The sequence below is a fragment of the Paraburkholderia sp. CNPSo 3076 genome (assembly GCF_026343935.1).
GTDB lineage: Bacteria > Pseudomonadota > Gammaproteobacteria > Burkholderiales > Burkholderiaceae > Paraburkholderia > Paraburkholderia nodosa.
In genome coordinates this window covers 89,126-110,655 of sequence record NZ_JAPMAL010000014.1, presented here as the reverse complement: position 1 = coordinate 110,655, position 21,530 = coordinate 89,126, and the positions used below count along the sequence as shown (strand labels likewise).

General features: G+C 63.4%; 18 protein-coding genes. 11 read left to right on the top strand and 7 right to left on the bottom strand.

From position 1 onward, the window contains the following. Positions 1-35: 35 nt before the first annotated feature. Positions 36-932 (top strand): lysozyme inhibitor LprI family protein, encoded by an 897-nt coding sequence (locus M3A49_RS17675; protein ID WP_266229878.1) that lies wholly within the window; start codon positions 36-38, stop codon positions 930-932. Here M3A49_RS17675 and M3A49_RS17670 read toward each other — a convergent pair. From M3A49_RS17670 to tssJ, 7 genes are all read right to left on the bottom strand, one after another. Continuing rightward, positions 929-1,828 (bottom strand): transporter substrate-binding domain-containing protein, encoded by a 900-nt coding sequence (locus tag M3A49_RS17670; RefSeq protein WP_266229877.1) that lies wholly within the window; start codon positions 1,826-1,828, stop codon positions 929-931. The two genes, M3A49_RS17675 and M3A49_RS17670, sit on opposite strands and share 4 nt — an antisense overlap. Further along, positions 1,821-2,681 (bottom strand): ABC transporter permease, encoded by an 861-nt coding sequence (locus M3A49_RS17665; protein WP_266229876.1) that lies wholly within the window; start codon positions 2,679-2,681, stop codon positions 1,821-1,823. Before M3A49_RS17665 ends, M3A49_RS17670 begins: the two co-directional genes overlap by 8 nt. Then, on the bottom strand, positions 2,662-3,516 hold the full coding sequence (locus tag M3A49_RS17660; RefSeq protein ID WP_266229875.1) for an ABC transporter ATP-binding protein: 855 nt from the start codon (positions 3,514-3,516) through the stop codon (positions 2,662-2,664). The genes M3A49_RS17665 and M3A49_RS17660 overlap by 20 nt, the downstream gene beginning before the upstream one ends. Continuing rightward, positions 3,513-4,577, bottom strand: coding sequence for an ABC transporter substrate-binding protein (locus M3A49_RS17655; protein WP_266229874.1), 1,065 nt, complete (start codon positions 4,575-4,577; stop codon positions 3,513-3,515). Before M3A49_RS17655 ends, M3A49_RS17660 begins: the two co-directional genes overlap by 4 nt. Positions 4,578-4,818: 241 nt before the next feature. Next, positions 4,819-5,601, bottom strand: coding sequence for a type IVB secretion system protein IcmH/DotU (gene icmH, locus M3A49_RS17650; RefSeq protein ID WP_266229873.1), 783 nt, complete (start codon positions 5,599-5,601; stop codon positions 4,819-4,821). Next, positions 5,598-6,944 carry a type VI secretion system baseplate subunit TssK gene (tssK, locus tag M3A49_RS17645; RefSeq protein WP_266229872.1) on the bottom strand — a complete coding sequence of 449 codons (1,347 nt, stop codon included), beginning with the start codon at positions 6,942-6,944 and terminating at the stop codon, positions 5,598-5,600. Before tssK ends, icmH begins: the two co-directional genes overlap by 4 nt. 114 nt (positions 6,945-7,058) lie before the next feature. Continuing rightward, a complete protein-coding gene (gene tssJ / locus M3A49_RS17640; protein ID WP_266229871.1) occupies positions 7,059-7,673 on the bottom strand; it encodes a type VI secretion system lipoprotein TssJ in 615 nt (204 codons plus the stop codon). Between the two features lie 353 nt (positions 7,674-8,026). Here tssJ and M3A49_RS17635 point away from each other — a divergent pair, with 353 nt between their 5' ends. The 10 genes from M3A49_RS17635 (at position 8,027) to M3A49_RS17590 (ending at position 21,530) form a co-directional block, all read left to right on the top strand. Next, entirely contained in the window at positions 8,027-8,713 is a 687-nt protein-coding gene (locus M3A49_RS17635; RefSeq protein WP_266229870.1) for a tetratricopeptide repeat protein, read from the top strand. A gap of 60 nt (positions 8,714-8,773) precedes the next feature. After that, positions 8,774-9,328, top strand: coding sequence for a type VI secretion system contractile sheath small subunit (gene tssB, locus M3A49_RS17630; protein ID WP_266229869.1), 555 nt, complete (start codon positions 8,774-8,776; stop codon positions 9,326-9,328). 18 nt (positions 9,329-9,346) lie between these two features. Then, positions 9,347-10,840 (top strand): type VI secretion system contractile sheath large subunit, encoded by a 1,494-nt coding sequence (gene tssC, locus M3A49_RS17625; protein ID WP_266229868.1) that lies wholly within the window; start codon positions 9,347-9,349, stop codon positions 10,838-10,840. A 139-nt stretch (positions 10,841-10,979) separates the two neighbouring features. Further along, on the top strand, positions 10,980-11,483 hold the full coding sequence (locus tag M3A49_RS17620) for an Hcp family type VI secretion system effector (RefSeq protein ID WP_028206760.1): 504 nt from the start codon (positions 10,980-10,982) through the stop codon (positions 11,481-11,483). An 81-nt stretch (positions 11,484-11,564) separates the two neighbouring features. Continuing rightward, positions 11,565-12,044, top strand: a complete 480-nt coding sequence (gene tssE / locus M3A49_RS17615; protein WP_028206759.1) for a type VI secretion system baseplate subunit TssE — start codon at positions 11,565-11,567, stop codon at positions 12,042-12,044. Between the two features lie 69 nt (positions 12,045-12,113). After that, the gene (tssF, locus tag M3A49_RS17610; protein ID WP_266229863.1) at positions 12,114-13,952 is read left to right on the top strand and encodes a type VI secretion system baseplate subunit TssF; all 1,839 of its coding nucleotides are present in this window, start codon (positions 12,114-12,116) and stop codon (positions 13,950-13,952) included. Then, positions 13,916-15,001 (top strand): type VI secretion system baseplate subunit TssG, encoded by a 1,086-nt coding sequence (gene tssG / locus M3A49_RS17605; protein WP_266229862.1) that lies wholly within the window; start codon positions 13,916-13,918, stop codon positions 14,999-15,001. The genes tssF and tssG overlap by 37 nt, the downstream gene beginning before the upstream one ends. 31 nt (positions 15,002-15,032) lie before the next feature. Then, entirely contained in the window at positions 15,033-17,693 is a 2,661-nt protein-coding gene (gene tssH, locus M3A49_RS17600; protein WP_266229861.1) for a type VI secretion system ATPase TssH, read from the top strand. Between the two features lie 69 nt (positions 17,694-17,762). Continuing rightward, entirely contained in the window at positions 17,763-18,884 is a 1,122-nt protein-coding gene (gene tssA / locus M3A49_RS17595) for a type VI secretion system protein TssA (protein ID WP_266229860.1), read from the top strand. A 78-nt stretch (positions 18,885-18,962) separates the two neighbouring features. Further along, the gene (locus tag M3A49_RS17590) at positions 18,963-21,530 is read left to right on the top strand and encodes a type VI secretion system Vgr family protein (protein WP_266229859.1); all 2,568 of its coding nucleotides are present in this window, start codon (positions 18,963-18,965) and stop codon (positions 21,528-21,530) included.

Sequence of the window (21,530 nt, the reverse complement as noted above, 5' to 3'; positions counted from 1 at the left end):
TTCCGTTCGGAGGCGTGCGCCGCGCGGAGGCGTGTATGCGTAACGCCTGGCATTCGACGACCCTGCACCGCCTCGCGCGCGCGTGGCTATTGGCTGCGCTGCTCGTGCTGCCCAGCGTCTTGCGGGCAATGGAGTTCAAGATCTACTACCAGCCCGATCTAAAACTGAAGATGGTGATCGGGAAGGGAAAGATTCAGAGCGGCGATGCCGAAAAGTTTCTGGCAGCCGCCAAACTCGCCGACCGTGATCGCGAAGGACTCGTGCCCCTGGTCCTGGATAGCCCCGGCGGAAACGTCGAAGCGGCTTTTCGCGTGGTGGATGCAATGGATCAGGTCAGGGTCTATACGATCGTTGCGGACAATGCGCGGTGCGCGTCCGCATGCGCCTCGATTCTGTTCGCCTCAGGGGAGCGTAGAAGTGTCATGGGCACGGGGCAGCTTGGCTTTCACAGTTGCTATCGGCGCGCCGGGAGCACCTACGCCGAGGACTCGCTCTGCAACGAAATCATCGCGGCGAACGCCATGCAACGGGGCGTGAGCCACGCCGGCATCAACCGCTTCGTCGAGCAGTATGGTGCGGCAGACATGGCGTGGGTCGGGCGCAATATCGCGTGCACCTTGCTTCACGGGCTTTGCAGGCCAGGGCTGCTGGAAGCGCAGCCCGCAACGAAAGCGGCGCTGGCGCAAAGCTTCAATTGCAGCGAAATCATCTCCGCTCAGGCACAGCTGGTTTGCGGAGATTCGGAACTCGCCAGCATCGACAAGACCATGGCAGAAGCCTATCACCAGAAGCTGAAGGTATCGACCAACAAAGACCGGCTAAGGGCAGAGCAACGGGCATGGCTTCGAAACTCGCGCAATGCGTGCGGTGACAAGGCGTGCCTGTTGAAAAGCTATCGGCTTCGCGTAGCAGAACTGAAGCGGCGCGGTTAGTGGCAATACAGGTCGTTTTCCGCGTTGAACATGTCGAACGCGAGATTGATTGCCTGATCTTTGCGCACGGTCGCCAACCACCGGCTACGTCGCCAGGCCGTCAACGTGTCGCCGACGAAGACGGCGCTCGCCGCGTCGCCCGCGCGCGTCGCGATGAACGCGGCCTGCGCAGCGATCGTTCCGGGTAGCGGGCGATAGTAGGACCAGTCCGCCTGCTTGAGCAGCGCCTCGATCACGAACTCGTCGTCGACGAGGGCGGCGCAATCGCCCGCCTGGAACGCCAGCAGGGCATCGAGCGGTCGATCGAAACCGTGCATGTTCGCGTGGTACTCGCGCGCTGCGCGCTGTGCATAAGGGTTGCCTTGCGATGCGCAAATCGCGCGGCCGCGCAGGTCGCGCCATGTCCGCACGGTGCCATGGCCCAGCACGAGCGCCATGCCACGGCCGCTCGAATACGAAGCCGGCGCGAACGCAACCCGCGCGTCGGGAGAGAAGCCCAGGCCGGCGATCGCGGCGTCGGCTTTGCCCGACTGCAGGGCGGCACGCGCGGCGGCCGGTTCGACCAGCAGGAACTGCACGGGCAGCCCCGCGCGGCGAGCGAGATCCGAAGCGAGCGCCGCCGCGAACGGATCGGGCGAGCGCGCCGTGCGGTCGACCTTGCCGACGTAAAGCGTGGGCGCGGGGCGCGGCGGCACCGCCACGATCAGCACGCCGCGCGCTGCCGCAGCGGCGAAAGGCCGGTCGCTCTCGGGAAGGGTGCGTGGCAAGTCGCCGTTCAGCACCCACGCGAGCAGCGCGAGCAATGCGACCAATGCGAGCGTGGCCGTTAGCGTGGTGGCCGGCCAGCGCAAGCGCCGCGGAACTGCCGAGGCGTCGAGCGGAGCGTTGCTAGCCATTCTGCGCGAGCCCGACGCGCCAGCGCAGCAGTTGCCGTTCGAGGATCGACAGGCTCTGATTGATCAGCAGTCCAAAGATGGCGAGCAGAACGATGCCCGCGTACATGTCGGGAATCTGAAACGTCTCCTGCGAATTGAGCGTGTAGAAGCCGAGCCCCGAACGCGCCCCGATCATTTCCGCCGCCACCAGCGCGGTAATGCTGTATGCGCCCGCCAGCCGCACGCCCGTGAGGATCTGCGGCAGCGCCGCCGGCAGCACGACCCTCGTCGCGATAAAGCGCTGCGAGGCGCCCATCGAGCGCGCGCAGTCGATCAGCACGCGCTCGACCTGCTTGACCCCCGCAATGGTATTGAGCAGCACCGGCCAGAACGCAGCCCACACGACAATGGCGATCTTCGACGACTCGCCGATGCCGAGAAACAGCATGAAAACCGGAAAGAGCGCGAAGGCCGACACCTGGCGCAGCAGCTGAAAGACGGGATCGACGATGCGCTCGACGCGACGGAACCATCCCAGCAGGAAGCCGCAGACGATGCCACCGGCCACGGCGAGCAGCAGGCCGCTAATGGAGCGCACGGCGCTCGCGCCGATATGTGTCCACGCGTCGCCGTTTTCGAAGAGCCGCGCGATCGCGAGGGCGACCTGTGAAGGCGGGCTCAGGTACGCCGCGTTGACCACGCCGAGCCGGGGCAGCAACTCCCACAACAGCAGGAAGGCGACGAGCGCGATGGAGCGCTCCACGCCCACATAAAGGCGTGCGATAGATGAAGCTGCATGCACGCGCCGTACGCTGCGCGAGGATTCGCCGACCGCGCCCCGGTTGGACATCGAGTCAGACATCGAATCGGACATGATCGGCTCCCGTCAATGCATCGGTTTGCGGCTGTACGTCGAGCCGTGTGTCGAGTTCCGTGCTGAGGCTCGCCCACGCGCGCTGCCGCAGCGCGACGAACGCCGCCGAGTGACGCAGCGCGGCGTCGCGCGGGCGTGGCAGATCGACGTCGATGATCTCTTTCACGCGACCGGGACCGCGCCCGAGAATGGCGATGCGATCGGAGAGAAAGATCGCCTCGTCGATGCTGTGCGTGACGAACACGACGGTCGTGGCGCTTTGCTCCCAGATCGCGAGCAATTCCTGCTGAAGCAATTCACGCGTCTGCGCATCGAGCGCGCCGAACGGCTCGTCCATCAGCAAAATCTCGGGGCCGTAAGCGAGCGCGCGAGCGATCGCGACGCGCTGGCGCATGCCGCCGGAAAGCTGATGCGGATAATGATCCGCGAACTCCAGCAGGCCCACGAGGCGCAAAAAGCGTTCGGCCTCGCTGCGCCGCGCGGCGCGCTGCATGCCGCGAATTTCGAGTCCCGCTTCCACGTTCTTGCGCACGGTGCGCCACGGAAAGAGCGCGTAGCCCTGAAACACGAAGCCGAGCTTTTGCCGCACGGCGCTCACGGGGTCGCCGTCCACGCGAATATCGCCCGAGGTTGGCGGCGTGAGGCCGGCGAGCACGTTGAGGAAGGTCGACTTGCCGCAGCCGCTCGGACCCAAAAGCGCCATGAATTCGCCGTCGCGTACGGCGAGATCGAAGCGCTTGAGGACCGTATGATGCGTGTCCGTTTGCGCGTTTCCATAGGTGAGCGAGAGATCGCGCGCGACGATCTTCTCGCGTAGCGCAGTTGCCGTGCTCACGAGCGCGTTCCGTTAGGCAGGGTCATCGCGCTGGCCTGGGCCTCGTGCTTCGCGAACGGATTGAAGTCGTTCGTGTAGACATCCTTGACGTTGACCTTGCCCTTCGGAATCTTGCCCGCCGCCTCGAGAATATCGATGTAGTACTGGATGGGCGGCTCCGTGACCACGAGATCCTTCACGTAGGCATAGCGCTCCACGAGCCGAACGTCGATGCCGAGCCGCTCGGCCGTCAGCTTGCGCGCTTCGTCGGGATGCGCATTGACCCAATTGCCCGCCTTCGCGATGGCCGTGACGAAGTCGCGCACCGCCTGCGGGTGGGCGCGGGCGAACGCGCCGTTCACGCTATAGGGCGCCATGCCGCCAAGGCCGTGATCCTCGTCCCAGTCGCTCCACAGCTTGCGCAGTTGCGGATCGGCTTCCGCCGAGCCGGAAAAGGGCGGATGAATGATCGCGACGTCCACGTTCTTCGTGACGAGCGCCTGCTCGGACTGATTGTCGGGCACGACGAGCCAGTTCACCTTCGAAACGTCCGCGCCGTGTTGCGCCAGATACTTCTTGGTGACGAACTCCGCGCACGCGCCGAAGCTGTTGAACGCCACGGTTTTGCCCTCGAAGTCCTTCGGCCCGAAAATGCGCGAATCCTTGCGCACGAAATACTTCATGTGGGGTGCGTCGGGCAGCGTTTCGCCGCCTGCGGAAATGACCTTGATATCGGCGCCGCTGGCGATTGCGGAGATGACGAGCGGCACCATGCGCGTGCCGAAATCGATATCGCCGGTACCTACGAGCGGAATGATCTGCGGCGCGGAAATCTTGCCGACATATTTGGGCCGCGTGCTCGTATTGTCGAAATAGCCCAGCTTGTCGGCGAGATAGACAAGGTCGAACGCAGGATTGTCGGGGTACTTGAAATAGGTGATTTCCTGCTGCGCCGACGCGTCTTGCGTCTGCTCTCCATGCGGCTTGCAACCGCTTGCGAGAATCAGGGCCGAAGCCGCGCAGGCGGCAAGCAGGACGGTTCCGGCGGAGTGCCGGCGGATTTTCGGGGAGAACGCCTTCATGAGCGGGAGACTCGGCAACGAGCAGGGTAGGTAAGTGAATTGACGATGCTCGATGATTGTCGATCTGCAACGATTTCAGGCAAACCAACGAATTATGATTTGCTTAGTTGTTCGTATCGACAAGGCGCCAATCCGGCTACTTCTGCTGGTGCTTCGAAATATCCGCTACTGCGGTGGCCCTGCTGTTTGCGTTGATCGGGTGCGAAAGGGGCGGGCCGCGCGCCGCGCCGCTTTCACACGCTCAAGGCAGCGAGATCGTCAGATTCGCCGATTGCGGCCCGAGCTTGATGAGTTGCGTATATGGCGCGAGCGTGTGCACCGTGTTGTCGCGCAGCCAGGTGCTGAGGCCGAGCCACGCGAGCAGACCCACCAGCGCGAACACCGCGCCGATGGACCACAGCGGCACCTCGCGCTTGAGGCGGTGCGCGACCTGATCGGGCAGCGGCCAATGCGGCGCGAAGGGCGCGCGCTTGCCCTTGATATGCGCGATCTCGTCGCCCAGGCGCGCCGTGAGATAGGCGAGCTTTTCCGGTCCCTCGAGAATGTACTTGCCCTGGAACCCGAGCAGCAGACACATATGGAAGACTTCGAGCGACTGCAGTCGCGGCGCGCCCTGCGCGCGACATTCCTCGAGATACTGGAAGAACTTCTCGCCGGCAAGCTGTTCGCCGAACAGCGCGAGCTGCAAGGGGCGGCGTTCCCACTCGGTGCGAATGCGGAACGAGGATGCCAGCACCGATTCGTCGAGTGCGGCGCAGAACGCGAACTTGGCCGCGTACACGTCTTCGGCCGCGACGTTCAGTTTCTTCGCGCCGCGCTCGAAATCGCCCAGAAACTGCTGCACGCGCGCGCCGAATTCGCTGGCGTCGCCAGGCTCGCGGCCGTTCTTCAACAGGAACAGCATGAAGAAGCCGTCGTAGAGCAGATCGAGCAGCGAGCGCACCTGGTAAGCGGGTTCTGTGGCGGGCGCGGGGTGATTCACGGCCGGCGCCGCGTCGCCGAAAAGGGAAGGGGCGTTGCTCATGACGTCACCGCGATCAGTTCGAGTTTGAGATCGTTGAGGCCCGAGGGCGCGTAGACCATGGCCGACTGCGCTTGCACCATGCGCTCATAAAGCGCGCTGCGCGCCTCGAACGCGAAGTAGCATGCGCCCGGTCGCACGGGAATGGCGGGCGGCACCTGGGGCGTGTAGACGAGCCGCACGCCCGGCATGGCCGAGAGCACGAGCTTGTCGACGTCGTCGGGCGCGCCGACCTTGAAGCGCGCCGGCACGGCTTCGACGAGATCGACGGCGGGCATGTCCGCCGAAACGGCGAGGTAGAACGTGGTCTTGTCGTCGATCTTGCCCGAATCGAGCCGGCCGATATGGAACGACGGGCGCACTTCTTCGAGCGCAATCGCGAAGTATTGCGTGGAGATCACCGTTTCGAGCAGGTCGCGCAGAATCGTATCGAGACGCGCAAAGCCGGGGCCGGGATCGTCGTGGCGGTACGCGGGCAGGTCGGCCAGCGCGTAGCCCTTGGAGAACGTCATGAGCTGGCCCGCGAGGCGCAGCAGCTCGTGAAAGAGCCGCTCGGGGTGAAGCGCCGCATGCTGATAGAGATGCGCCAGCGTGGCGAACGCGCCGCTCGCCGTATGCAGCAGCCAGAACGAGGCGATGTCGCCCGACCGGAACTCGATAATGTTCTTGGTCGGCTCGCGATGAAAACCATAGAGCGCATTGACCTTTGCCTGCAGCGCGTCGATGAGGCGGCGCAGCCGCTGGTGCAGGAGCGGCGATGCTTCGATGGCGAGACTCGGCGGCACGAAGCTTTCGTCGACCTCGAATCCCGAAGTCGCGGTGCGCCGCACGCGCGCGACGGGCACCGAGAGCAACTGGTCGCGCGGCTCGCTGTGCGCGATCAGCTTGACGTTCGTTTTCAGGAACGTCACGTCGGCCTGCGCCGCGTCCGTGTAGTGATCGGCAACGCTCGCCTGCTCGCTCACGTAGCGTGTGACGAAGCCCTCGTTGCGATCCGGCGCGTAGTTCGTGCCGGTTTCGCGCATCTGGTGCAGCGCCAGGTAGAACGTGAATTCGTTGATGCCCTCGGGCAGCGTGTCGAGCGCGACGGGCGGCGGCAGGTCGTCGGCCTGCGGCGCGCTGTAGAGCGTGCCGTCCGGGAACACGAGCGCGACCTCGCTCATGCGCAGCATGTTGCTGCCCAGTGCGTCGTGGTCGAGCCGCGCGGTGCGAACGCCCCAGTTGTACGGCGCAATGGCCTGGATCGATTCGAAGAGGCGCGCTTCGTGATAGGCGTCCTGCCGCTGGAAGTGCTGAGGCCTCAGGAACAGGCCCTCTCCCCAAAGCACTTTCGAGGAATAACTCATGTTAAATCGGCTTTATGCGTGATTCGGCCCGTGCCGCTCGCGCCGGCGATCGGCGGACTGAAATTGTTAAATATTCCGCGTGCTCGTTACTCTGCCCGGTGCTTTGTCCTTTATTCACCCGCAAGTCACCGACGAAAGCAGATTCAGCTGCTGCGGCGGTAATCCCTGGTCCGGCGAGATCACCGTGCCGCTCGTGACGGTCATTGCGCAGTTATGCAGGCCGACCATTATGCCGGATTTCTCGGATTTCGCAGGATCGAAGGCGAACTTCCAACGCCGCATGGCCGGATCGCGGAATAGCGCGACGATGCCGAATGCCTGCGCCTCGCGTGAAACCTTTTCGGTGGCGTTATATCGCTGGCCGGGAATGAGCGTCACTTCGCGCACGCCGAGCAGGTCGGCGCCCAGCGCGCTCTTTTCTTTTGCGGGGTCGGTGAACGTATCGAACGATGCCTGCTGGAATGACGTAGGGTCCTTCAGCACATAGAGCCGCACGACGAGCGCAAGTGGCTTGCGGTCGGTCGCCGCGTTGAGGTTTTGCGCCGCCAATAGCGTGATACCGAGGTCGCGCGGGGGTTTCTGGCTGTCCGGCACGTCGGGCTTGCCGATGCCCGCGAGCTGCAAGGCCGCCGACGCCGCACTGCCGAGCGCCGGCACGGCCGCCGCGCAGCCGGCGAGTTGCGCCGTGACGACGAGGAGCGATGCGAAACGAATAACACGCGCATTCATTATTTGTTGGCTAGGCGTGAATGCCCAGGGTCCGTTAAGTGGTGATATGCGATCCGGATAATGCTATCCGCATAAAAGCGCATTTACCCCGCGTGGCGCCGATAAGCGGTTGATTATGTGATGCGGCAAACTTTTCCGGCTCGCTCGCGTTTTCAATTGCACGAGTGAGAAATTCTTTCCTGTGTGAATTTCTTGTGGCAGTAAACCCCGCATCAAAGAAGCGATTTAGTGTCGGCGCATTACATTAAGAAGTTGAATTATCAAAATTTGGGCTGTACTATACCCGCGCGCTCGAGCTAAAGCAAAACTCTAGTTCCCTTCCATCGAATTAATAATTACACGTTGGTGAAAGAATGATAAACCGGGTCATTTCAAGGCTCTCCGGGGTGGTGCTGGCATGCGGGGTAATCGCGGGCTGCGCTACGCAGGACCATAATCTCGCGGCGTCGCCAGACGCATTCAACAAGGCGCTAGCCGACGCCGATACCGCGGCGAAGGGCGGCGACCAGGATCGCGCGATCTCGCTTTACCAGAAACTCGCCGCGGCGGATCCCACGCGCGAAGAGCCGTGGTCGCGCATCGCGCAGATCCAGTTCCAGCAGCAACACTATGGACAGGCCATCGTGGCGGCGCAGGAAGCGCTGCAGCGCGATCAGACCGACCGCGCCGCGAAGAGCGTGCTTGCCGTGGCCGGCCTGCGTGTCGCGACGCAGTCGCTCGGCGAACTGCGCCAGGATGCCTCGCTGCAGGGCGACGCGAAGTCCGATGCGCAGGCGCTCGCGAAGCAGTTGCGCGACACGCTCGGCGAGGATTCGCTGTTCCCGCCCGAGCAGGCGGAAAAGCCTGCGCCGAAGAAGCGCCGCATCGTTCGCCACGTGCAGAAGCCGGCGGCGAAGCCCGTTGAAACGGCCGAGGCCGCGCCGGCTGCACCGCCTGCGCCTGCTGCCCCCGCGGCTGCGGCGCCCGCGCCCGCCAAAGCGGCGCCGGCCAAAGCGGCTGCAAGCGGTGGTGCGTCCGATCCGTTCAGCGCACTGCGCTGAACCGCCCGGCGGTGAATTGCTGACAACAGGTCTTGAACGACTCGAACAGGGGAGCCCTCGATGGCCAAGAAAGAAAGTATTCAGAAGCGCTTGCAGAAAGTGCGGCCGCCGCGCGTCCAGTTGACGTATGAAGTCGAACTCGGCGACGCCATTGAGGTGAAGGAGCTGCCGTTCGTAGTCGGCGTGATGGGCGATCTCGCGGGTCAGTCCGAAGTCGAACAGCCGCGGCTGCGCGACCGCAAGTTCGTCAATATCGACCGTGACAATTTCGACGACGTCATGAAGGGCATCGAGCCGCGCGCGGCGTTCCAGGTCGAGAACCGCTTGAGCGAGGCGGGCGGCAAGTTCGCCGTGGACTTGCGCTTCCGTTCGATGGCCGACTTCAATCCCGACGAAGTCGTCGCGCAGGTCGAGCCGCTGCGCCGTCTGCTCGAGGCGCGCTCGAAGCTCGCGGACCTGCGCAACAAGCTCGCCGGCAACGACAAGCTCGAAGACCTGCTGAGCGAGGTGCTGGCCAATACACAGCAGTTGCAGGCGCTCGCGGGCAACACGGGTGGTGCCGGCGAAGCGGATCGTGGCGAGCGCAACGAATCCGGCGACGGCAACGATCACTAAGCGCCAGGGGAGATCGACATGAATCAGCAGACTGGCGCAGTTCGCGCACCGACCCTGGAAGAAGCCCAGGCCGCGCTCTCGTTGCTCGACGAGATCGTCGAAAAGAGCAAGGTGGCCAAATCCGAATCCGAGCACGCGCGCGCGAAAGACCTCATTGGCGAGCTGGTGCATCAGGTGCTGGAAGGCACCGTGATCGTCTCGAACAATCTTTCCGCGACGATCGATGCCCGCGTGGCCGAACTCGACCGCCTGATCTCGGCGCAGTTGAGCGCCGTGATGCACGCGCCGGAATTCCAGGGGCTCGAAAGCACCTGGCGCGGCCTCGAGTATCTGTGCAAGGAAAGCAATACCGGCTCGACCATCAAGATCAAGGCGCTGCACGCGCCCAAGCGCGACGTCGTGCGCGACTTCAAGACCGCCGTCGAATTCGACCAGAGCGCGCTCTTCAAGAAAATCTACGAAGAAGAATTCGGCACGTTCGGCGGCGCGCCGTTCGGTGCGCTGATTGGCGACTATGAAGTGACGCGCCAGCCCGAAGACATGTATTTCATCGAGCAGATGTCGCACGTTGCGGCGGCGGCGCATGCGCCGTTCGTCGCATCGGCGTCGCCGGAACTGCTCGGGCTCGAGTCGTTCGCCGACCTCGGCAAGCCGCGCGATCTCGGCAAGGTGTTCGACACCGTCGAATACACGAAGTGGAAGTCGTTCCGCGACGCGGAAGATTCGCGCTACGTGGGTCTTACGCTGCCGCGCTTTCTCGGCCGTCTGCCGTTCAATCCGAAGGACGGCGCGACGGCGGAAGGCTTCAATTTCGTCGAAGACGTGGACGGCACCGATCACGCGAAATACCTCTGGTGTAACGCGGCCTGGGCCTTTGCGGCGCGCCTGACCGCGGCGTTCGACGACTTCGGCTGGTGCGCGGCGATTCGCGGCGTGGAAGGCGGCGGACTCGTGGAGGACCTGCCCACGCACACCTTCAAGACCGACGACGGCGAAATCGCGCTGAAATGCCCGACCGAAATCGCCATCACCGACCGGCGCGAAAAGGAACTGAGCGACCTCGGCTTCATTCCGCTCGTCCATTGCAAGAACTCGGACTACGCTGCGTTCTTTGCCGCACAGTCAGTGCAGAAGCCCAAAAAATATAGTACCGACAACGCGAACGCGAACGCCGTGCTTTCGGCGCAGTTGCAATACATCTTCTCGGTGTCGCGCGTGGCGCACTATCTGAAGGCGATGATGCGCGACAAGATCGGCAGCTTCGCGTCCGCACAGAACGTCGAAGTGTTCCTGAACCGCTGGATTTCGCAGTACGTGCTGCTCGACGACAACGCCTCGCAGGAGCAAAAGGCGCAGTTTCCGTTGCGCGAGGCGTCGATCCAGGTCAGCGAGATTCCGGGCAAGCCGGGTTCGTACCGGTCGGTCGCGTTCCTGCGGCCGCACTTCCAGCTCGACGAGCTGTCGATTTCGCTGCGGCTCGTGGCGGATCTGCCGAAGCCGGCTAATTCATAAAACCGCGCAAGCGCGCGAATGAGTTGAGCAGGAGCGGTCCGCCATCCAGCGGATCGCTCCGGGAAGCAACCCGGGGCATCGCCTTTGGGCTCGCGTTATCAAACTACCGTAAACCACCACTCTGGGGAGTCGAGGCGTTATGAAGGATATCTATCTAAAATTCGGAAATCCGGCCATCAAGGGCGAGTCGCAGGACAAGGACCATGCCGGCTGGATCGAAATCGATTCGTGGAATCACTCGATTCTGCAGCCGCGTTCGGCAACGGCCTCGACGGCCGGCGGTCACACGGTCGAGCGCTGCGAGCATGCCGACATGCGCTTCCTGAAGGACATCGACGTCGTGAGCCCGCTGCTCTATCAGCACGCTTCGGGCGGCACGACCTTCGACGAAGTCACGATCGACTTCATGCGCTCGGACGGCGAGGGCAACCGCATCAAGTACCTCGAAATCAAGCTCAAATACGTGATCATTTCCAGCATCACGCCGGAAGTGGTCGGCGAAGGGCTGCCCACGGAGCAGTTCTCGCTGAAGTATGCGGCCGTGCAGTGGAAGTATACGCAGCAGAAGATCGGCGGCAACCAGGGCGGCAATGCGCAAGGCGCATGGAGCCTCACGAAGAACGACAAGACCTACGCGGTCTGACGCGGCGCGCGCAGGCGGCGCGCGCGATCGCGTGCACTGCCTGCGCCTGTTTCATCTGGCTGACCGACTCTATTTGAACCGATGAAGCGTTTCGAGCCAGGACTACTCGACAAGCTCTTCGACGACGATCCGCATTCGCCGGCACCGGCGGCAGTGCGGCAGTTCTCGATCGAAGAGCTCAAGGGGAGCGTTGCGCGCGATCTGGAGTCGATCCTGAACTCGCGCATCGCGTTCACCGAGCACGAACTCGCGCTGTTGCCCGAGTGCCGCCGCTCGATCCTGACCTACGGGCTGAACGATTTCGCTGGCTTGAGCCTTGCGAGTCATTACGATCGCGCGTTCATCTGCAAGTCGATCCAGCAGGCGATCGAGCGGCACGAGCCGCGTTTGCAGCGCGTTTCAGTGACGCTCGAACTGAACGAGCGCTCGACCAACGCACTGTACTTCGCGATTCAGGCGTTGCTGGTGGTGCATCCGGCGCAAGAGCCGGTGAGTTTCGACGCGATGCTGCAGCCTTCGACGCTGCAGTATTCGGTCACGCGCGCACGCGCAAAAGCCTGACGCGGCCGCGACCGGCGGCGCGCGACATGGCTTGACATAAAGGCAGTTTTGGGGGGCGGGAGCGTACCGATGGAAGAGCTGTTGCCGTACTACGAGCGCGAACTGTCGTTCCTGCGGCGTTATTCGCGCGAATTCGCCCAGCGCTATCCGAAGATCGCGGCCCGCCTCGCGATGACGGGAGAGCACTGCGAAGACCCGCACGTCGAGCGGATGATCGAGTCGTTCGCGTTGCTCGGCGCGCGCATCAACAAGCGTCTCGACGACGATTACCCGGAGTTCACCGAGGCGCTGCTCGAGGTGCTGTACCCGCATTATCTGCGACCGTTCCCCTCGTGCTCGATCGCCCAGTTCGGCGCCGCGGGCGCGCTCGGCAATCTCACCGAGCCGGCCGTGATCGAGCGCGGCACGGAACTCAAGTCGCGGCCGATCCGCGGCGTGCAATGCCGCTTTCGCACCTCCTACGACGTGACGCTTGCACCGATCCGCATTTCGGAGGCGCGCTACGTGCCGGCGGCGATCGTACCGAGCGCGACCGTGCTGCCGCCGAATGCAACCGGCGTCCTGTCGATCACGTTCGAATCGACCTCGCCGCAGTTCGACCTCTCGGCGTGGAGAAGCGGCGCGCTGCGCACTTACCTGCACGGCGAGCAGTCGTTCATCGCGGCGCTCGGCGACTGCCTGTTCGTGCATGCGATCGCCGCTTACGCCGAGCCCGAACGCAATGGCCGCTGGCGCGCGCTCTCCGCGCTGCCGTTCGCGCAGGCCGGCTTCGACGTGGCGGATGCACTGATCGACTATCCCGCGAAATCGCACCCGGCGTACCGCCTGCTCACGGAGTATTTCGCGTTTCCGGACAAGTTCGATTTCGTCGACTTCGACCTCGCGGCAATGACCGCCGCGGCGGGCCGCTGCCAGCGTCTCACGCTTCATATCGTGCTCAAGGACGTGCGCGGCGACTCGCACGTGGCGCGCTTGCTCGACGCGCTCGCGGCGCACCACCTGCGGCTCTTCTGCACGCCCGTGGTGAACCTCTTCAAGCAGCACGGCGAGCCGATTCGCCTCGATCATCAGTCGGTCTCGTATCCCGTGGTGGCAGAGGGGCGGCGCGCATTCGCCTACGAGGTTTATTCGATCGACTCCGTGCAACTGGTACGGCAACGCGCGCACGAAGAAACGGTCGTCGAGTTCCGGCCTTTCTATTCGCTGCGGCACGGCGAATCGATGCGCGCTGGCCACTACTGGTTCGCCCGGCGCGACGAATCCGTTGCGCAAAAGAGCCCGGGCTACGAAACCGAGATCTCGATCGTCGATATCGACTTCGAAGTGGATACCGGGCAGAACGAAACATTGAGCCTCGAGCTGACCTGTACCAACCGCGACTTGCCCACTGCGCTCGCGACGGGACTCGAAGGCGGCGATCTGTTTCTCGAGGGAGGCGCGATTGCGAGCAGCATCGCGCTCTTGATGCGGCCAACGCCGTGCGTGCGCTTCGAGCGCCGCCAGGCCGCGCACTGGCGGCTCATCTCGCATCTCGCGCTCAACCACGTCTCGCTCGTGAACCACGGCGCAACGACGCTCAAGGAAATGCTCGCGCTCTATGACCTGCGGCGCACGGCGGTGTCGGCGCGGCACGTGGACGGTATCGTCGACGTCGAGCAGCGCGCCGCCGTGCAATGGCTGCCCGGCAAACCGTTTGCGACCTTCGTGCGCGGCATCGAGATCCGCCTGACCGTCGACGAAGATCACTTTGTCGGCACTAGCCTCGGAACGTTCGTGCGCGTCATCGACGTGTTTTTCGGGCTTTACGTGCACATCAACAGCTTCGTGCAACTGGTCGTCGTCTCGCGGCGCACCGGCGAGGAGATCATGCGATGCAGCCCCCGCAGCGGCGAATCGATTCTGGCGTAATCGAGCGGCTGCTCGAGGAACCGCACCGCTTTGGTTTTTTCCAGGCGGTGCGCCTGCTCGAACGCTGGTTCGTCGACAAGGCCGGCGCGCGGCAGCGCGACGTGCTTCCGCAGCGTATCGCCTTTCGCAACACGCTGTCGCTCGCGTTTCCGGCCAGCGAAATTGCGGGGGCCGTGTCTTATGACGCGGCTGGCGCGCCGCTGGCCGATGCCGGCCAGCGCGCGGCCGCGCTCGATGCGGGCGAACTCGAACGCGTGGATCTCACGCCCGCGTTTTTCGGGCTGCTGGGCGCGCAAGGCGCGCTGCCGCTGAACTATACCGAGCAGATCGTCGCGCGCGAGCAATTGCGGCGCGACCGCGCGGCGCGCGAGTTTTTTGACGTGTTCTCGAACCGCGCCACGGCGCTGTTCTATTCGGCGTGGAAAAAGTACCGGCTGCCGTTGCACTACGAGCTCGATCGCGACGAACGCTATCTGCCGCTGCTGCTCGCGCTTGCAGGCGTGGCCAACGACGCGTCGCGCGAGAGCCTGCAGGACGGCGGCGGTGCGCTTTTCGACGAGGCGATCGCGGGTCATGCCGTGGCCGCGCGTCATCAGCCGGTTTCCGCCGCGTATCTGCGCCAGACGCTCTCCGACTATTTCGGCGTGCCCGTGCAAGTCGAGCAGTTCGTGGGCAAGTGGTACGACGTGCCGCACGACCAGCTTTCCATGCTCGGCCAGCGCAACGTGATGCTCGGTGCAACGGCGCTTGCGGGCGAACGCGTCTGGCAACGCGACATGCGTGCGCGCCTCGTGATCGGGCCGCTTTCGAAGGCCGACTATGAGGCCTTCCTGCCGGGTGCGGAACACGCGCTCGCGCTCGAACGCATGCTTACGCTGCTCGCGCGCGTAACGCTCGAATACGAGGTGCTGCTGGTGCTGCGTCGCGAGGAAGTGGGGCCAAGCCGCCTGGGCGCCGGCGCGCGCCTGGGCTGGGACGCTTTCCTATGCACGCACGAAGCCGAACGCGACCGCCGCGACGCACGCTACGAACTGCACGTTATTCATTGAACACACGAGACCCGAGGCTGGACAGCACGACATGAGCACGCCCCTGAAGACCCTGATCGCGAAGCTGAACACCACCTGCCGGCTGGCTACCGAGCGTGCGGCGAGCGCGTGCCTGTCGCGCGGGCACTACGAAGTGGACCTCGAGCATGTACTGCTCGCGCTGCTCGAGGAACCGGCCAGCGATCTCGCCTGCGTGCTGCGTGCGTCGCGCGTTGATGTGCACGCGCTGCGAGCGGATCTGGAGCGCGAACTGCGGCGCCTCAAGACGGGCAATACGCGCACTCCAGTGTTCTCGCCGCATTTGATCGCGCTGTTCGAGCAGGCGTGGCTGATCGCGTCGCTCGACTCGCAGATCGGGCGCATCCGTTCTGGTCATCTGCTGCTCGCGCTGTTGAGCGCGCCCGATCTCGCGCAGTTCGCGCAGCGCATGTCGGCGCGTTTCGCCGAGGTTCCCGTCGCTGAGCTTAAACATCGCTTCGATGAAGTGACGCAAGGTTCGGTCGAGGTCGAGCTGGGTGAAGGCACGGCAGAAGCTGGTAATGAAGTTGCAAGCGCAACGAGTGTTACTCCTTCGAAAACGCCCGCACTCGACACCTATACGACCGACCTGACCCAGCGAGCACGCGAAGGGCACGTCGACCCGGTGATCGGGCGCGAAGCGGAGATCCGCCAGACCATCGACATCCTGATGCGCCGCCGCCAGAACAACCCGATCCTCACAGGCGAGCCGGGCGTGGGCAAGACGGCCGTGGTGGAAGGACTCGCACTGCGCATCGCCGCGGGCGACGTGCCTGAGGTGCTGTGCGGCGTTGCATTGCGCGTGCTGGACATGGGACTGCTGCAGGCTGGCGCGAGCGTGAAGGGCGAGTTCGAGAACCGCCTGAAAAGCGTGATCGACGAAGTCAAGAAGAGTGCGCAGCCCATTGTGCTCTTCATCGACGAGGCGCATACCATCATCGGCGCAGGCGGTCAGGCGGGCCAGAACGATGCGGCGAACCTGCTCAAACCCGCGCTCGCGCGTGGCGAGCTGCGCACGATCGCCGCGACGACGTGGAGCGAGTACAAGCGCTACTTCGAGAAAGATGCGGCGCTGGCGCGGCGTTTCCAGGTGGTCAAGATCGAGGAGCCCGACGAAACGCTTGCGGCGGCCATGCTGCGCGGCATGGTGGGACTCATGGAGCGCCACTTCGACGTGCGCATTCTCGACGAGGCGATTACCGAGGCGGTGAGGCTTTCGCATCGCTATATCAGCGTGCGGCAACTGCCCGACAAGGCCGTGAGCGTGCTCGATACCGCGTGCGCCAGAGTGGCGCTCGCGCAGGGCGCGACGCCTGGTGCGATCGATGACGGCAAGAAGCGCATCGAACGTATCGAGGCGGAGATCGCCTCGCTCGAGCGGGAAACCGTACATGGCGCCGAGCATGACGCGCGCCTGGTGGCGCTGCGCGAGGCGCGCGACGTTGCCGGGCGTGAACTGGCCGAAAGCGAGGCGCGCCACGCCGAGGAGCGCGAACTCGTGGCGCTGATCACGAAACTGCGCGGCCAGATCGACGCGGCGCGCGAAGACAGTACGTCATCCGAACGAATGCGCGAAGCCGATACGGCGCGCGAATCGTTGCCGCCGCTTATTGCGCGCCTGCACGCGCTGCAGCAGAACGCGCCGATGGTGCCGCTGCAGGTCGACGCGCAGGTGGTGGCGGAAATCGTTGCGTCTTGGACCGGCATTCCGCTTGGCCGCATGGTGAAGGACGAGATCCAGACCATGCTGAATCTTCAACCGCTGCTGGCCGAGCGCGTGATCGGCCAGGATCACGCGCTCGAAGCCATCGCGCAGCGCGTGCGCACGGCGGGTGCGAATCTGGAGGACCCGAACAAACCGCGCGGGGTCTTCATGTTCGTGGGACCGTCCGGCGTGGGCAAGACCGAGACGGCGCTCGCATTGGCCGATATTCTCTACGGTGGCGAGCGCAAGCTCATCACCATCAACATGAGCGAGTATCAGGAGGCGCACAGCGTATCGGGCCTGAAGGGCTCGCCGCCCGGCTATGTAGGCTATGGCGAGGGCGGGGTGATGACCGAGGCCGTGCGCCGCAACCCATATTCGGTCGTGCTGCTCGACGAAGTGGAGAAGGCCCATCCCGACGTGCTGGAAATGTTCTTCCAGGTTTTCGACAAAGGCACGATGGACGACGCCGAGGGCCGTGCGATCGACTTTCGCAACACGCTCATCATCCTCACGTCGAATGTGGGTTCGGTCGCGGTCATGCAGGCCTGCCTGAACAAGTCCGAGGAAGAACTGCCTGACGCTGACGCACTGGCAGAGCTGCTGCGCCCGCAACTGTACAAGTCGTTCAAGCCCGCTTTCCTCGGCCGCATGAAAGTCGTGCCGTACTACCCGATTTCCGACGACGTGCTCGCGGAGATCATCGAGCTGAAGCTGGAACGCATTCGCCGCCGCGTCGAGGCGAACCACGGCGCCACGTTCGAATGGGACGAGTCACTCGTCGATGCGGTGCTCGCGCGATGCACCGAAGTCGATTCGGGCGCGCGCAACGTCGATCACATTCTCAACGGCACGCTCTTGCCGGAACTCGCACAGCAGATTCTGGAGCGTATCGCGCAGGGCACGTCGCTCGCGCGCGTGAGCGTGCGCGCCGACGACGCAGGCGAGTTCGAGTACGCGGTGCAATGACCATGACCATGAAATGCGGCCGCCAAGCTTCGCTCGAAGCCCGCCGCCCTAGCCTTTATGTAGAACGCCATGTCGACTGACACGACCGCGCTGCTAGCGCCCATTGATGAAGCGTCGCCGTGCGGCGCCGACCTGCTGTTTTCGGCGGATTTCGACGCGATCCAGCATGCCCGCCGCTTCGACGACCCGTCGCTCGACCAGGGCGAGTGGATCACCGAGATCAAGGAGGCCGACTGGCCTTTTGTCGTCGAACGTTGCACGGCGTTGCTGCGCACGCAGACGAAGGACTTGCGGCTGGCCGTGTGGCTCACCGAGGCGCTCGCCATTCAGGAGGGCGTGCCGGGGCTCACGCAGGGCTATGCGCTCCTGACTGGACTGGTCGAGCAGTATTGGGAGCAGGTGCATCCATTGCCCGATGGGGACGATACGGAGTACCGCCTGGGCAATGTTGCGTGGCTCGCGGGACGCACCGCGGAATTGCTGCGTTCGGTGCCGCTCACGCAGTCGGGTGTGGCGTTCAGCGCGATCGACTGGGATGTCGCGATGCATGTCGCGCAGGCCGTCAAGCGCGACCCGGATCACGCGGACGATATCGCGCGCGGCAAGCCTTCGGTCGAGCAGATCGACGCTTCGAAGCGGGCCACGCCGGCAGTTTTCTATAGAACGCTGCTCGCGCAGCTGAATGCCTTCGAAGCCGCTCTCGCAGCGCTCGATACGGTGCTCGAGGCGCGCGCCGGGGATGCGGCACCGAGCTTCAGACAAGCGCGCGAGGCCTGCGAGAACGTATATGGACTCGCGGAGCGGTTCGCGCGTGATGTGGGCGTGAACCTGAATGCGGAGGCTTTGGAGCCTGCCGTGCAGCCTGCCGCTTCGCCCGTGACGGTCGAGCGCGCGGAACCGAGCTTCAAGACACCTTTGGCCGTTGAGGACACGATGGCGAATCCGATTCGAATGCCGGTCCGCACGTACGCGGGCATACAGAGCCGCGCCGAAGCCGTTGCACAACTGCGCGCGGTCGCGGTCTTCTTTCGCGAGACCGAACCGCATAGCCCCGCCGCCTATCTCGCGGACAAGGCGGCGGAATGGGCGGAAATGCCGCTGCACAAGTGGCTTTCGACCGTGGTGAAAGACGATGGCACGCTCGCGCAGATTCGCGAGATGCTTGGTGTGAAGACGGATGATGCGGGTTGAGGGTGTTGATTCATTCGTTTGTCTTTTTCGGAATTCGTTGGCGCTCAAAGGCGCTCCAGATGTGACGGAGTCAATCAAATGGCGGAAGCGGACATAATCGATCAAATACGCTCGGGCGTGCTTCAGAACAGCCGTCTGCTCAAGCTCGACACGCCCCTCGGCAGCGATATGCTGCTGGTCCAGCGTGTGGTCGGGAAAAGTCGCGTGGGGCGCGACTATGACTTCACGCTCGATGTCGCTTCGTTAAGCGATTCGATCGAACTGAAGAGCCTGATTGCGCAACCTGTTACGCTCTGGTTGCAGCAGACCGACAAGTCGTACCGGCCAATGAACGGCTATGTTCATACCGCGCGTCGACTCGGCTCGGATGGCGGGCTCACGAGCTATCAACTGGTTCTTTCGAGCTGGATGCATTTTTTGCGCTTTCGAAAGGACGCGAGAATCTTTCAGGAGAAAGCGGCTGACGCGATTATCGAAGCGATATTCGCAGAACATCCGCAAGCGGCTGGAGCGTATCGGTTCGAGATCGCCAAGCCGGCTCCAGTGCGCTCGTTTTGCATGCAGTACGAGGACGACTACCACTTCGTACACCGGTTGATGGAATCGGAAGGCTGGTTTTGCGCGATCGAGCAGACTTCGGATGGCAAGTCGCATACGCTTGTCATCACGGACGACGTTTACTCGCTGAAGCCGCTTTCGCCACAGCAAGTGGCGTTCTACCGTTCGAGCGTGGCGAGCGAAACGGATGCACTTGTGCAGTGGGTTGGCACGCGCGAGCTTCAAAGTACGAGCTATACGTTTAGTACCGTCGATTACAAGGCACCGCAAACGCCTAAAACGCAGAGCATTCCGACGAAGAGTGATCAAGGAGGATTGCCCGATCAGGCGGAGGTGTACGAGTACGGAGGTGCATATACGTACGCTGACGGCAGCCGGGGCGAAGACATCAGCCGCTTTCGCATGGAGGAGTGGGAGTCCCGTGCCAAGCGATTCTTGGGAACGGGCAGTGTTCGCGGCATGGATGCCGGGCGATGGTTTGAGTTCACCAACTATCCGGAATATGCAAACGAATCGGCTTCGAACTGCCAGTTTACGGTGATCGAGGCTCGTTGGTACATCGAGAACAATCTCGCGGTTGGCGGCAATGTACAACCGTATCCGTTCAGTCTGCAAAGTGAACTGGAACGTGTTCGATCCGCGCATCAGGGCACGAATAGCGGTGCTGGGAATCCCTATGCCGTAGCGTTGGCGGACGCGATAACGGGTGCCTCATCCAGCTCAGCGGCGAGCGCCGGGTTCTTTCTGGTTGAAATCGAAGCTCAGCGCCGGACTGTGCCCTTCCGCAGTCCGTTCGACCACAGGAAGCCAGGGCTTTCCACGCAGACAGCCACGGTTGTCGGTCCATCCGGCGAGGAGGTCTACACCGACAGCCTCAATCGCGTGAAAGTCCTGATGAATTGGGACCGTTCGAGCAACAGGGAAGATGCGTCGTGCTGGATGCGGGTCATGTCCACCCATGCAGGCAGCAATTTCGGCGGCGTGTATGTGCCGCGCATTGGTCAGGAAGTTGTGGTGACTTTCCTGGACGGCGATTGCGACCGGCCACTCATCAGCGGGGCAGTGTTCAACGGGAACCAGACGCCGCAGTGGCATACGCAGGGCACGATGTCCGGGTACAAGTCGAAGGAGTACAAGGGCCAAGGGTTCAATCAACTTGTCTTCGATGACACGACGGGACAGAACCGCTCGCAGCTTTACAGTTCCAGCGCAAACTCGTATCTGCATCTGGGCCATCTGGTTGCTCAGCAGGACAATACCCGGGAGGCATTCCTGGGGACGGGCTTTGACCTCAAGACAGAGGCATACGGCGCGGTGCGCGCGACGAAGGGCCTGTACCTTTCGACCTTCACGCGCGGCGGGACGGCCAGCGAGCCACTCGATGTCAAGGAAGCCAATACCCACTTGACCGATTCAGCGGCCATCATGGAGGCCCGGTCCGATTCGGCGGCGGCTGTCCAGGCAGAGGGTCTAAGCGATGGACACGACGAACTTGCTGCGTTCGCGAACGCTACACAGCAGTCTCAAACCGGGAGTTCCGGAACAGGCGATAGCAGTGCAAATGGGTTTTCCGAACCCGTGATGGTATTGGGAAGCCCGAACGGCATCGGCCTGACATCGCTGAAATCGATTCATGTGACGTCGACCGAGCACGTGAATGTTGTGAGCGGCGGGAACAGCTACATTGCTGCAAGCAAGTCTTTCATCGCAAGCGTGGGCCAAAAGATCAGTCTGTTTGCACAAGGCGCAGGCATGAAGCTCTTTGCTGGCAAGGGCAAAGTTCAGGTCATGGCGCTCGCGGACAATCTCGAACTCACCGCAGACAAGACGCTAAAGATTGCGTCCAGCTCGGACGCTGTCTCAGTGACCGCACAGAAGGAAATTACGCTTTCAGCGGGGGGCGCAACGATTCGTATTGCGGATGGCGCGATTCACATTCACGCGCCAGGGGCACTGGATTTCAAGGGTGCGAGCCACACGTTTGCTGGGCCCGAAGGCGACAATGCGGCGAACGTCGTTCCTGCATCCGCGTCGTGCGCGTCGCAATTTGCCAGCGCCGCGCAAAGTGGCGCGGCGCTGGTTACCTGA